The organism is Streptomyces africanus (assembly GCF_002150735.1).
Lineage (GTDB): Bacteria > Actinomycetota > Actinomycetes > Streptomycetales > Streptomycetaceae > Streptomyces > Streptomyces africanus.
Window position 1 is genome coordinate 1 of the sequence record NZ_MUKA01000066.1, and the last position, 12,175, is coordinate 12,175.

The window sequence follows — 12,175 nt, forward strand, 5'->3', positions numbered from 1 at the left end:
ACTCCGCGTAGGTCGCGCGGCAGCCGGAGGACGCCGCGCGGACCGTCGCCTCGGCGAGGGGACGCAGCTCGGCCCAGCGCTCCGCCGGCACCGTCCGCGCCAGCCGCAGCATCACCGGCACCTCGATCAGCGCCCGCACCTCGGCCAGCTCCGCCAGCTCCCGCGCCCCCCGCTCGACCACCCGGAACCCGCGGTTCGGCACGACCTCGACGGCACCCTCCAGCGCCAGCTGCTGCATGGCCTCCCGCACCGGCGTCGCCGAGACCCCGAACCGCTCGCCCAGCACCGGCGCCGAGTACACCTCCCCGGGCCTCAGCTCCCCGGCCACCAGCGCGGCCCGCAGCGCGTCGACGATCTGCCCGCGCACCGAGGACCGCTGAACGACCGCCCGCCCCCGCGGAACGACCGGCAACACCGGCTCACCATGGGTGTGCTCACCCCGCACACCGGCATCCGCCACACCCGCATCCGCCACACCGGCATCCGCCACACCAGGCTGCCGCGGCACCCGGACCTGCCCACCCGGCACCTCCGCCCCGGCGGAGCCCTGCGCGCCCTGCTTCACGGCTCGGCTCCTCCTCCGGACGTATCGGTACTTGGGGTCATTACGGCGGGTTGTTACTCGCCCGTCAAGCACCATAAGCGCACGAGCCGCCAGTTCAAATCCCGACGATCTCCGGTAAGGTAAGGCTTACCTTCAAACGACCCACGCGGACGGTGATCACATGCCCCAGCCCCCTTCGGCCCTCTCCGGCGCGTACGCCCGCCTGACCGAGGTCCTCCCGGGGCTGGCCATCACCGAACTGACCGCCGGGGACGCGACCCCCCAGGGCGGCAACTGGACCACCGCCGCCGCGCTCACGGAGGCAGGCCCCGGCCTCGACACCTACCTGTCCTGGGACGACGCCCAGATCCACCGGGACTACGGCCAACAGGCACGGCCCGACGTGATCGCCAGCTTCGGCCTGCACCGATACGCCTGGCCCGCCTGCCTCCTGATCACCGTCCCCTGGTTCCTGCACCGCCGCGTCCCCCGCTACCCGGTGACGCACGTCTCGTACGACCGCACCGCCCCCGCCCACCCCGTCGGCCACCTGGCCGTCCGCCCGGCCGGCTTCGCCTGCCTGCCCGGCGACGAGGCCGCCGCGCTGCCCGGTGCCCGGGTCGTCCCGGACGAGGAGGCGCTGCGGGCCGAGGTGCGGTCGGCGGTCGCGGAGCACCTGGAGCCGGTCCTGGCCGGTTTCGGCCCCCGGATGCGGCGCCGCGGCCGGGCCCTGTGGGGTATGGCGACGGACGAGATCGTCGAGGGCCTCTGGTACGTCGCGCAGCTGCTCGGCGAGATCGAGGAGCGGCGCGCGATGCGTGAGCTGGAGCTGCTCCTACCGGGCGCGACCAAGCCGTACGTGGGCACGGCGGCCTTCCGCGAACTGGCCGGCCCCGGCGGCGAGCCGCTGCGCACCCGGGACCGCGCGAGCTGCTGCATGTTCTACACCCTGCGCCCCGAGGACACCTGCGCCACCTGCCCGCGCACCTGTGACGCCGACCGGGTCACCAAGCTGCTGGCCACGGCCAGTTGAGGCAGCCCCGGGCAGACCCGGACAGAGCGACCCCGCCGCCCCGGTAAGATCATCACGGAACCGGTCACCCACACGCGCGTAGCCGATTCACACCATCCTCACGGGTCCCGGAAACGTTCCGGAGAACCACCCGCACGGATACTCTTCTTCGAACTGAACTCCTGCCCCTCAAGCGACAGTTCGAGCAGAACGCCGCCCTGGGCAATCCCTCGCACTTCCTTGGCGGCCTCTTGCCCCGAAACCCCCTGAGGGCAGATGGGATTGGGCCACTATGGCGGGCGTTACGCCCTATCCCAATGCAAGGGACCACCCAGATGAGACTGACCGACATATCGCTGAACTGGCTGCTTCCGGGCGCCGTGCTTCTCTTGGGCATGCTGGCGGCGGTGGCGGTGCTCGCGCGCGGCAAGCGCTCCTCGGTCAAGGACACGAGCGCGGACGATTCCTGGGAGCGCAGCGAGGAACGCCGCAGACGCAAGGAAGCCCTCTACGGCACCCTCTCTTACCTCCTCCTGTTCTGCTGTGCGGCCGTCGCCGCGCTCCTCTCCTTCCACGGTCTGGTCGGCTTCGGCGAGCAGAACCTCGGACTGTCCGGCGGCTGGCAGTACCTCGTCCCGTTCGGCCTGGACGGCGCGGCGATGTTCTGTTCCGTCCTCGCGGTGCGCGAGGCCAGCCACGGTGACGCCGCGCTCGGCTCCCGGATACTGGTCTGGACGTTCGCCTTCGCCGCGGCCTGGTTCAACTGGGTGCACGCGCCCCGCGGCATCGGCCACGCGGGTGCCCCCCACTTCTTCGCGGGCATGTCCCTGTCGGCGGCGGTCCTCTTCGACCGCGCCCTGAAGCAGACCCGCCGGGCCGCTCTGCGGGAGCAGGGCCTGGTGCCCCGCCCGCTGCCGCAGATCCGTATGGTGCGCTGGGTGCGGGCCCCCCGGGAGACCTACCGCGCCTGGTCGCTGATGCTCCTCGAAGGTGTGCGCAGCCTGGACGAGGCCGTCGACGAGGTGCGCGACGACAAGCGCAAGAAGGAAGAGACCCGGCAGCGGCGGCGCGACCAGCAGCGCGTGGAGCGTGCCCAGCTGAAGGCGATCAGCCGCGGTCACCGCGGCCACTTCGGCCGTGGCGGCGGACGCCAGCTGGAGGTGCAGGTGGAGCGCGGCTCCTCGCAGGTCTCCGCGGAGCCTGCCATATCCGCGCCGGAACAACTGCCCGTCCGCTCGCGTCCCTCCCTTCAGCCCGTTCGCCACGGGGCTGACCCGGTGACCGTCGACCTCACCGCGGAGGACGACACGCAGGCGCTGCCGCGTCTCGACTCCCTGGAGCGCAAGCTCAAGGATCTGGAGCAGCAGTTCGGCTGACCCAGCCGCACAGAGACAACACCAGGAAGGGGGCACGGCCTGCGGGCCGCGCCCCTTCTCCGTTCACGCCGCCTCGGCCTCCAGCTCGAACCAGACGGCCTTGCCCACCCCGTGTGCCCTGACTCCCCAGGCGTCCGCGAGGGACTGCACCAGGAACAGGCCTCTGCCGTTCGTACCGTCGTCGGCGACGGGTACGCGCAGCCGGGGCCTGCGGGCCACGAAGTCCCGCACCTCCACGCGCAGTCCACGGGGTCCGACGGTGGCCGTCAGGACCGCGTCGTGGTCGGTGTGGACGATCGCGTTGGTGACGAGTTCGCTGGTGAGCAGTTCCGCCACGTCCGCTCGCGCGGTCCTCCCCCACTGCCCGAGCAACTCCCGCAGGGCCCTGCGGGCTTCCGGCACGGCCCGTAGGTCCGCCCGCCCGAGTCTGCGCCTCAACTGAGGCGCCGGTACCTGCTCCGTGACGTCTTCGGCCTGGTCCTCCACCGTCTTCGGCGAGAAGGCCCCGATCGTTATGGGACCGCCTCCTCGTGCCTGCCTCTCCATGACCCCCGCCCGCGCGCCGATGTCGGTTCCCCTCCTGCTCGAACACGTTCACGGGGATCCATGCCCCGTCGGGCACGCGGCAGTCATCTCGAATCGTCAACGACCGGGTGTTCGGCCATCTTGCCGGGACGGTCGGGCCGGGCGGACGGGCCCTGAGCAGCAGGACGGCGGGGGGCCGGGGTGCAAGAGGGTAGCCGGTGGGCGTCCGGCTGCGGATGCTGACCGCCGTGGATCGGACGAACTGCCGATGGCCGGCTGCCGATCCTTCCGTACCCGGCGAAGGCGCGGGGCGGCCGGCCGCCCTGCACGGCGGATCGCTGAAGTTGGCCGAAGTACGACGGTCGCCCCGGCCCCGCCACCCCCTGTGCGGTCACGACTTCTCACCGCCGAAGCGCGACCTCAGCGGAGGCCTCCGGGGCGACACCTCAGCGCAGACCTCCGCCGCGAACGGCATGTCACACCCCTGCATCGGCGACCACGCTGCGCCATCGACGACCACACTGCCGCATCCGTGACCACGCTGCGGCGAAGCGGGACGACGGGCGCCACCGGGACGCTCAATCGCGGGCGACACCACACCCGTCGGCCCGGTACACCTCACCGGCTCCGCCACCCGGAACGCCGCCGGCAGCGGCGGACGGCGGTGGCAGTTCGCCGGACCCCCGTCGGACGAGAAGGCTCGGCAGGGTCACCGTGCGCGGACGTGCGGTCGGATCGGTGATGCGTTCGAGGGCCAGGACGGCCGCCTGCCGGCCCAGTTCGAACGGGTCTCTGGTGATCGCCGAGATGCCCAGCCCGGCGGACAGGTCGTTCTCGTCGAGCGCGACGAAGGCGGTGTTGCGACGGTTGACGATGCGGTCCAGCAGGACGCCGCTGCTGATGCCGAGGTTGAGGGCGAGCACAGCGGTCGGGGGCTCGGGCCTCTGCATCAGCTCGGTGATGGCCGCGTTGATCTCCTGCGGCCTGGTCAGGCCGGTGACGACGAGCTCTTGACGTTCGGGGACGGCGTGGCGCGCGAGGGCGGCGCGGTAGCCCGAGAGTCGTTGGGCGGCGCGGAAGGAGTCGGCCCGGCCGGCCAGGGCTGCGATCCGGCGGTGGCCGAGGCTCAGCAGCTGGTCCGTGGCTTCGTCGACCGCCTGGTCGTCCGTGGTCATCACGACGTCGACGTCGAGGCCGCCCGCCGGGCGGCCGACGAGTACGACGGGGGTGCCGTAGGTGTACTCGGGCCGCAGATAGTCGCGTTCACCGCCGTCCGGCATCATGAGCAGGGCGCTGACCCTGCGGTCGATCATGATGCGGGCCAGTTCGGGCTCGCGCGCGGGGTCGTCGTCCGTCGAACCGATGAGCAACTGCAGCCCGTTCCGGCGCAGTTCCGCCTCGGCGCCCGCGGCGACCCAGGCCTGGAAGATGTTGGTGAACCCGGCCGTGACGAGTCCGACCACGCCCGAGGGGCTGCCATGGCGCAGGTTCCGGGCCATCGGGTTGGGCGAGTAGCCGAGCCGGCGCACGGCCTCCATGACCCGCTCCCGTGTCGCGGCCTTCACCACGTCCGGATTCTGCAGCGTGCGGGTGACCGTGGCCGTGCTCACCCCGGCTGCACGGGCCACATCGGTGACCGTGACCCGCTGACGATCGCCACTACTCAAAGTAACTCCACTACATCACACAGCGACGCACCATGACTGCCGTCCTGCGCGATTGTAATCGTTGACATTGACTGATGACGAGGAGCATACTCCTGGGCACCACGAATGTTAACGATGACATTTGCAAGGAGCCGGATATGCGTGTGTGGTCTCGGGCTGGCGCGGTGGCGGTGGCGATCGCCGTGGTGGCCGCAGTGGCGGGCTGTCAGAACAACGGAGGCGCCAACGCCAACCCCAAGGTGCTGACCTACTGGGCGTCCCAGCAATCTCCGAGCGTCGAACGCGACAAGGAGATCCTCAAGCCGGAGCTGCGCAAGTTCACCGAGCGCACGGGCATACGCGTGAACCTGGAGGTCATCCCGTTCACGGACCTGCTGAACCGCATCCTGACCGCGACGACGAGCGGCAAGGGCCCGGACGTGATCAACCTGGGCAACAGCTGGGCGCCCTCCCTGCAGGCCACCGGCGCGCTCGTCGAGTGGGACGACGCCATGATGGCCAGGCTGGGCGGCGCGAAGCGGTTCACCCCGGTGTCACTGCAGACCGGCGGAGCCGAAGGGACGACGCCGACGTCCGTCCCGCTCTACAGCAAGGTCTACCAGCTCTACTACAACAAGAAGCTCTTCGAGCGGGCCGGCATCACGAAGCCGCCCGCCACCTGGAAGGACTTCGTCACCACGGCCAGGAAACTGACCAAGGACACCGACGGTGACGGCCGCACCGACCAGTGGGGCCTGGGCGTGCGCGGGCAGGCCGGCACCATCGCCGTGCACTACGCCTACATCCTCGGCTCGGCCCGGGGCGCGGAGTTCTTCGCCGGCGACAAGCCGGCGTTCGACTCACCGGCCGCCGTCAAGGGCATCGAGCAGTACCTCTCCTGGATGGGCAAGGACAAGATCGTCAACCCGTCCGACGCGGAGAACGCCGACTGGGCCGACGTCTACGAGGCCTTCGCCGAGGACCACATCGGGATGATGCTGGTGCAGACGCTCGGACAGACGCTCAAGGACTACCACCTCACCGACGAGGACTACGGGGTCGCCCCGATGCCCGCCGCCACGGGGCCGGGCAGCAAGAACGTCGGGTCCTTCCTGGGCGGCACGAACGCGGCCATCCTCAAGTCGACCGACAACCTGGACGGGGCGACCGAGCTGATCAAGTTCCTCACCGGTCCGCAGGAGCAGGTCACCCTCAACGCCGCGTACGGAACGATCCCCCCGGTGAAGGACGCCAAGGGGAAGGCCTTCGAAACCGAAGAGGCGAAGATCGCCCGCCAGACCATGGCGACACGGGCGATCCCCCTGCCCAGAGTGCCGCAGGAAACGCAGTTCGAGACGCTGATCGGAAACGCGGTCGTCAACTGGCTCTCGGACACGGCCACCGGCAAGCAGCCCGGCGGCGAACAGATCAGCTCCGCACTCAAGGACGCGTCGGCGAAGGTCAGCGCGGGTGGATGAGCCGGTAACCCCCAGCAAGGCGGCACACGACATGACCATCTCCTCAGGTGCTCGCGCCGGGGCGGGCGACGAGACCCGACGGCGACACCGCAAGAACGGCGACAAAGCCCTCATCGGCAAGGACGTGAGGAACGACGAGAACCCGAAGAACAGCACCGGCCTGAGGACCCGCCGGCGCCGCTGGACCCCGTACGTGTTCCTGCTGCCGGCCCTGGTCCTGGAACTCGTGGTCCACTTCGGTCCGATGGTGTCCGGTCTGACGATGAGCGCGATGAAGCTCACGCAGTACCAGCTCGCACACTGGTGGCAGGCCCCGTTCGCCGGAGCGGACAACTACAAGGCCGTGCTGGACTTCGACCAGCCGGTGGGCGCCTCGCTGCTGAACTCCTTCCTCGTCACGCTCGGCTTCACCGTCGTCGTCCTCGCCGCCTCCTGGTCCATGGGCCTGGCCGCAGCCGTGTCACTCCAGCGCACCCGCCGAGGCGTCGGGCTGCTGCGCACCCTGTTCCTGATCCCCTACGCCCTGCCGGCGTTCGCCGCCGTGATCACCTGGCGTTTCCTGCTCCAGCGCGACAACGGCATGCTGAACCACATCCTGGTGGACCAGCTCGGAGTCCTGGACGACAACGCCTTCTTCCTCATCGGGTCCAACTCGTTCTGGTCGCAGTGCGTCGTGGCGATCTGGCGGCTGTGGCCCTTCGCCTTCCTCATGATCATGGCGGGACTGCAGTCCGTCCCCGACGAGGTCTACGAGGCGTCCAGCCTCGACGGAGCCGGTCCGTGGCGTCAGCTCCGGGAGATCACGCTGCCCATGCTGGCCCCCGTGAACCAGGTCCTGCTGCTCGTGATGTTCCTGTGGACGTTCAAGGAGTTCGAGACGCCGTACGTCCTGTTCGGCGGCAGCACACCCGAGCAGGCCCGCCTCCTCAGCGTCGAGATCTACCAGAACTCGTTCGTGACGTGGAACTTCGGTCTGGGCTCGGCGATGAGCGTGCTGCTCCTGCTCTTCCTGCTGCTCGTGACCGGCATCTACCTCGCCGTGACCCGAAGGAGGGCGAGCCTCCATGAGGCATGAAACCCGCGGCTTCCGCATCTTCCGGCGCACCACCCTCACGCTTCTGACGGCGTTCGTCTGCGCCCCCCTCTTCGTCATGGCGAGCACGGCCGTCAAACCGCTGAACCAGGTGCAGGGCGAGTTCCGGTGGATCCCGACCGAGCCGACCCTGGCGCCCTTCGTCGACATGTGGACCACGGTCCCGCTGGCCCGGTACTTCGCCAACTCCATCGTCGTCGCGGGGCTCGCCACCGTCCTGTCCGTCGCCGTCGCCGTACTCGCCGCCTACGCCATCAGCCGGTGGCGCTTCCGCGGACGCGAGGCGTTCAAGGTCACCATCCTGTCCACCCAGATGTTCCCGGGCATCCTCTTCCTGCTTCCCCTCTTCCTCCTCTTCGTGATGGTGGACCGCTACACCGGCCTGTCCCTGGTCGGCAGCCGGCTCGGTCTGATCATCACCTACCTCACCTTCTCGCTGCCGTTCTCCATCTGGATGCTCGTGGGCTACTTCGAGACCATCCCCCGTGAACTGGACGACGCGGCCAAGGTCGACGGCGTGGGACCGGTGCGGATGCTGTACAGCATCCTCCTCCCGGCCGCACGGCCCGCGGTCGTCGCGGTGTCGATCTTCTCCTTCATGGTGGCCTGGGGCGAAGTCCTCTTCGCGTCGGTGCTGACGACGGAGCAGACCCGCACCGTCGCGGTGGGGCTCCAGGCCTACGCGAGTGAGGCGAACGTGTACTGGAACCAGGTGATGGCCGCATCGCTCGCCGTGTCGGCGCCCATCGTGATCGCGTTCCTCGTGCTGCAGCGGCACATCGCCTCCGGGATGACCGCGGGAGCCGTCAAGTGAAGCCCGTACTCACCGACGGCCGGCTCGGCACGCAGCCCTCGCCCACCCTGGTCGAGCAGGTCAACGCCGTCGAGCTCGCCAACGAACTCGCCGACGCGGAGCACTTCGTCCTCATCGACCTCGCCCACGCCCTCATGCTCACCCGGGAGCAGGTCTTCGACCCGGCACAGGGCCGGGCCATCGTCACGGCCCTGCTGGAACTGCTCGAAGGCAACCCGCGAGAGACGCTGGCAGGCGACCCGGCGATCGGCACCATCACCCTGCAGATCGAGCGGTACCTCGAAGACAAGTGCGGCCCGGGCGGTCTCGACATCCAGCGGGCCCGCAGCAGGATCGACCAGAACGCCACCGGCCTGCGCATGGCGGACCGGAAGGGCGCCCTTGCGGTGATGAGCACACTCATCGGTCTGGGCGAGGCCCTCCTGGAAGCGGCCGAGAGCCACGACGACGTTCTCGCACCCGGCTACACCCATCTGCAGCACGCCCAACCCACCACGCTGGGCCACTACTTCAACGCCCACTACTGGCCCCTCTCGCGCAACCTCGCGCGTCTGAGCCAGGTCTACGAGCGGCTCAACGAGTGCCCGCTGGGGGGAGCCGCGCACAGCGGCACCGCGTGGCCGATCGACCGCGATGCCACCGCGGCCGCTCTCGGCTTCGACCGGCCGGTACGCAACGCACGCGACGCCGGGATGTCCTCCGTCGATGTCGGGGCCGAACTCGCCAGTGCCCTGGGACTGACGCTGTCGGGAATCAGCAGATGCGCGTCGGACCTGTTCTACTGGTCGTCCTCGGAAGTCGGCATGGTCCGCCTCCACCCCTCGCTGTGCGGCACGTCGAGCATGATGCCGCAGAAGCGGAACCCCATTGTGCTGGAGCGGATACGAGGCCTCGCGGGTGACGCCGCCGGCTGGGGGGCCAGCCAACTCGGGATCCTCCACTTCGCCACCTCCACCGACGCCGACCAGGCCTATGTGCACAACCGCATTCCCGCGTACTGCCAGGCCACGGCGGGGGCAGTCACACTCCTCACCGAGGCGGTGGCCACCCTGGAGGTCCACACCGACCGTCTGCGTGAATCCGCCGGACGCCACTGGTCGACCTCCAGTGCGCTGGCCGACGACCTGGTGCGCACCCAGGGTCTGAGCTACCGCGGCGCCCATGAGGCCGTGGCACGCCTCATCACCGCCCACGAGAGCGCGGGCGCGACCGACGGCGTCGTCCGGGCGGACCTGGTCGACCAGCACTTCCGGCACTACTCGGCCGAGGAACTGGCCGGCATCCTCGACCCGCGAGCCTTCGTCGAGAGCCGTACCAGCGCGGGCGGCACCTCGGCGACTCGGCGCAGGGAACTGGCCGCACAGGCCGCCGACGACCTCCGCGGCCACCGACGCACCGTCGAGGCACGCACCAGGCAAGTCGAACAGGCCCGGGTCCGGCTCCTGCGCGATGCCACCGCACTCACCGAGGGATACGGCAGGTGACGCATCACCGGCGACTAGAGCCGGGGCACGTTGCGCAGGTTGGAGCGGGCCATCTGGACCATGCGGCCGACCCCGCCGTCCAGCACCATCTTGGAGGCGGACAGGGCGAACCCGGTCACCATCTCCGCCTTGATCTTCGGCGGGATGGACAGGGCGTTGGGGTCGGTGACGACGTCGACGAGGGCCGGACCCTTGTGCTTGAAGGCGTCCTTCAGGGCACCGGCGAGGTCCTTGGGCTTCTCGACGCGTACGCCGTAGGCACCGCAGGCCTGGGCGACGGCGGCGAAGTCGGGGTTCTTGTTGGTGGTGCCGTAGGACGGGAGTCCGGCGACCAGCATCTCCAACTCGACCATGCCGAGGGAGGAGTTGTTGAAGAGGACGACCTTGACCGGGAGGTCGTACTGCACCAGCGTCAGGAAGTCGCCCATCAGCATGGAGAACCCGCCGTCGCCGGACATCGACACGACCTGGCGCCCCCGGTCGGTGAACTGCGCGCCGATCGCCATGGGCAGCGCGTTGGCCATCGAGCCGTGGGAGAAGGAACCGATGACGCGGCGGCGGCCGTTGGGTGAGATGTAGCGGGCGGCCCAGACGTTGCACATGCCGGTGTCGACGGTGAACACGGCGTCGTCGGAGGCGACTTCGTCGAGTACGGACGCCACGTACTCGGGGTGGATCGGCACATGCTTGTCGACCTTGCGGGTGTAGGCCTTCACCACCCCCTCCAGCGCGTCCGCGTGCTTCTTCAGCATCCGTTCGAGGAAGCGGCGGTTGGTCTTCTCCCGCACCCGCGGGATGAGGCAGCGCAGCGTCTCCCGTACGTCGCCCCACACCGCGAGGTCCAGTTTCGAGCGGCGGCCGAGGTGTTCGGGCCGGACGTCGACCTGGGCGATCTTCACGTCGTCGGGGAGGAACGCGTTGTACGGGAAGTCCGTGCCGAGCAGGATCAGCAGGTCGCACTCGTGGGTGGCCTCGTAGGCGGCGCCGTACCCGAGCAGCCCGCTCATCCCGACGTCGAACGGGTTGTCGTACTGAATCCATTCCTTGCCGCGCAGCGCATGCCCCACCGGGGACTTGATCTTCCCGGCGAACTCCATGACCTCGGCGTGCGCACCGGCCGTGCCGCTGCCGCAGAACAGGGTGACCTTGTCGGCGTCGTCGATCATCTCGACGAGCCGGTCGATCTCGGCGTCGCCGGGCCGGACGGTCGGCCGGGCGGTGACGAGGGCGGTCTCGGCGGCCTGCTCCGGGGCGGGCTCGGCGGCGATGTCGCCGGGCAGGGAGACGACGCTGACGCCGGAGCGGCCGACGGCGTTCTGGATGGCGGTCTGGAGCAGCCGCGGCATCTGCTTCGGACTGGAGATCAGCTCGCTGTAGTGGCTGCACTCGGCGAACAGCCGGTCGGGGTGGGTCTCCTGGAAGTAGCCGAGGCCGATCTCGCTGGACGGGATGTGCGAGGCGAGGGCGAGGACCGGGGCCATGGAGCGGTGGGCGTCGTAGAGACCGTTGATGAGATGGAGGTTGCCGGGACCGCAGGAGCCGGCGCAGGCGGCGAGCTTGCCGGTGATCTGGGCTTCCGCCCCGGCGGCGAAGGCGGCGGTCTCCTCGTGCCGGACGTGGATCCAGTCGATGGCGGAGTTGCGGCGGACGGCGTCGACGACCGGGTTGAGGCTGTCGCCGACGACTCCGTAGAGGCGTTTGACTCCGGCTCGGGTCAGGATGTCGACGAACTGTTCCGCGACGTTCTGTTTGGCCATGTCTCTCGTCTGCCCCTTCGGTCTCCTGGGATCCCTCCGGGTTCCATCAAGTCACAGGAGACGTCCTCACGCCTCCCACACGGCCGCGGCCGTACGGTCGTCCGCGTACCCCTTGACCCGTACTTGGGAATCCGCGAGGAACGCGGCGAGGCCGGGCGGCTCGGGGCGGGACCACCGCTCGGCGAGGTACTCCCCCAGTTCGGGTTCGCCGCGCAGCGGCTCGGCGAGGCCGGCGCTGCACACGAGGAGCGTGTCACCCGGGCGGGCGACGGAGGTACGGAAGCGGAAGGGTTCGCGGGGTGGTTCCGGGGCCGGTTCGTAGGGGCTGGGCGGGGTCGGGATCCCGAGGTCCATGGTGAGCCGGTCGCCGTCGGGCGTCTCGGAGGGCGGCGATCCGAAGCCCACGACGGGTTCGCCCTTGATCTCGGCGACCTGCGGTTCGATGT

10 protein-coding genes and 1 pseudogene are annotated in these 12,175 nt (G+C 69.8%); 6 read left to right on the forward strand and 5 right to left on the reverse strand.

The features are described 5' to 3' along the window. Positions 1–565: GntR family transcriptional regulator (locus CCL05_RS10065; protein ID WP_086560170.1), on the reverse strand; the 565-nt coding region annotated here is incomplete at its 3' end. 160 nt (positions 566–725) lie between these two features. On the opposite strand from CCL05_RS10065, the gene CCL05_RS10070 reads away from it, so the two are divergent. Further along, positions 726–1,577, forward strand: coding sequence for a (2Fe-2S)-binding protein (locus CCL05_RS10070; RefSeq protein ID WP_086560171.1), 852 nt, complete (start codon positions 726–728; stop codon positions 1,575–1,577). A 314-nt stretch (positions 1,578–1,891) separates the two neighbouring features. Further along, complete coding sequence (locus CCL05_RS10075) at positions 1,892–2,932, forward strand: DUF2637 domain-containing protein (RefSeq protein ID WP_086560172.1); 1,041 nt, start codon at positions 1,892–1,894, stop codon at positions 2,930–2,932. Positions 2,933–2,995: 63 nt separating this feature from the next. Here CCL05_RS10075 and CCL05_RS10080 read toward each other — a convergent pair whose 3' ends face one another. Continuing rightward, on the reverse strand, positions 2,996–3,478 hold the full coding sequence (locus CCL05_RS10080; protein ID WP_244204229.1) for an ATP-binding protein: 483 nt from the start codon (positions 3,476–3,478) through the stop codon (positions 2,996–2,998). A gap of 557 nt (positions 3,479–4,035) precedes the next feature. Next, positions 4,036–5,085, reverse strand: coding sequence for a LacI family DNA-binding transcriptional regulator (locus CCL05_RS10085; protein WP_244204230.1), 1,050 nt, complete (start codon positions 5,083–5,085; stop codon positions 4,036–4,038). A 176-nt stretch (positions 5,086–5,261) separates the two neighbouring features. Here CCL05_RS10085 and CCL05_RS10090 point away from each other — a divergent pair, with 176 nt between their 5' ends. Genes CCL05_RS10090 through argH form a run of 4 tightly spaced genes read left to right on the forward strand, consistent with a single transcriptional unit; the run spans position 5,262 to position 9,972 of the window. Further along, positions 5,262–6,581: an ABC transporter substrate-binding protein gene (locus CCL05_RS10090; RefSeq protein WP_158102442.1), complete on the forward strand. Its 1,320-nt coding sequence runs from the start codon at positions 5,262–5,264 to the stop codon at positions 6,579–6,581. Between the two features lie 31 nt (positions 6,582–6,612). Then, positions 6,613–7,656, forward strand: coding sequence for a carbohydrate ABC transporter permease (locus tag CCL05_RS10095; RefSeq protein WP_086560175.1), 1,044 nt, complete (start codon positions 6,613–6,615; stop codon positions 7,654–7,656). Beyond that, on the forward strand, positions 7,646–8,488 hold the full coding sequence (locus CCL05_RS10100; RefSeq protein WP_086560176.1) for a carbohydrate ABC transporter permease: 843 nt from the start codon (positions 7,646–7,648) through the stop codon (positions 8,486–8,488). Before CCL05_RS10095 ends, CCL05_RS10100 begins: the two co-directional genes overlap by 11 nt. Next, complete coding sequence (argH, locus tag CCL05_RS10105) at positions 8,485–9,972, forward strand: argininosuccinate lyase (protein WP_086560177.1); 1,488 nt, start codon at positions 8,485–8,487, stop codon at positions 9,970–9,972. The genes CCL05_RS10100 and argH overlap by 4 nt, the downstream gene beginning before the upstream one ends. Positions 9,973–9,986: 14 nt before the next feature. Here the strand turns inward: argH and CCL05_RS10110 are convergent, their stop codons facing one another. Together CCL05_RS10110 and CCL05_RS10115 are read right to left on the reverse strand one after the other, a co-directional pair. Continuing rightward, positions 9,987–11,729 (reverse strand): pyruvate dehydrogenase, encoded by a 1,743-nt coding sequence (locus CCL05_RS10110; protein ID WP_086560178.1) that lies wholly within the window; start codon positions 11,727–11,729, stop codon positions 9,987–9,989. A gap of 66 nt (positions 11,730–11,795) precedes the next feature. Next, positions 11,796–12,175, reverse strand: a pseudogene (locus CCL05_RS10115) (protein phosphatase 2C domain-containing protein); the annotation flags it as partial.

Coding starts and splice junctions, on each gene's coding strand:
- CCL05_RS10070 (WP_086560171.1), top strand. CDS start 726: ATGCCCCAGCCCCCTTCGGCCCTCTCCGGCGCGTACGCCCGCCTGACC.
- CCL05_RS10075 (WP_086560172.1), top strand. CDS start 1,892: ATGAGACTGACCGACATATCGCTGAACTGGCTGCTTCCGGGCGCCGTG.
- CCL05_RS10080 (WP_244204229.1), bottom strand. CDS start 3,478: ATGGAGAGGCAGGCACGAGGAGGCGGTCCCATAACGATCGGGGCCTTC.
- CCL05_RS10090 (WP_158102442.1), top strand. CDS start 5,262: ATGCGTGTGTGGTCTCGGGCTGGCGCGGTGGCGGTGGCGATCGCCGTG.
- CCL05_RS10095 (WP_086560175.1), top strand. CDS start 6,613: ATGACCATCTCCTCAGGTGCTCGCGCCGGGGCGGGCGACGAGACCCGA.
- CCL05_RS10100 (WP_086560176.1), top strand. CDS start 7,646: ATGAGGCATGAAACCCGCGGCTTCCGCATCTTCCGGCGCACCACCCTC.
- CCL05_RS10110 (WP_086560178.1), bottom strand. CDS start 11,729: ATGGCCAAACAGAACGTCGCGGAACAGTTCGTCGACATCCTGACCCGA.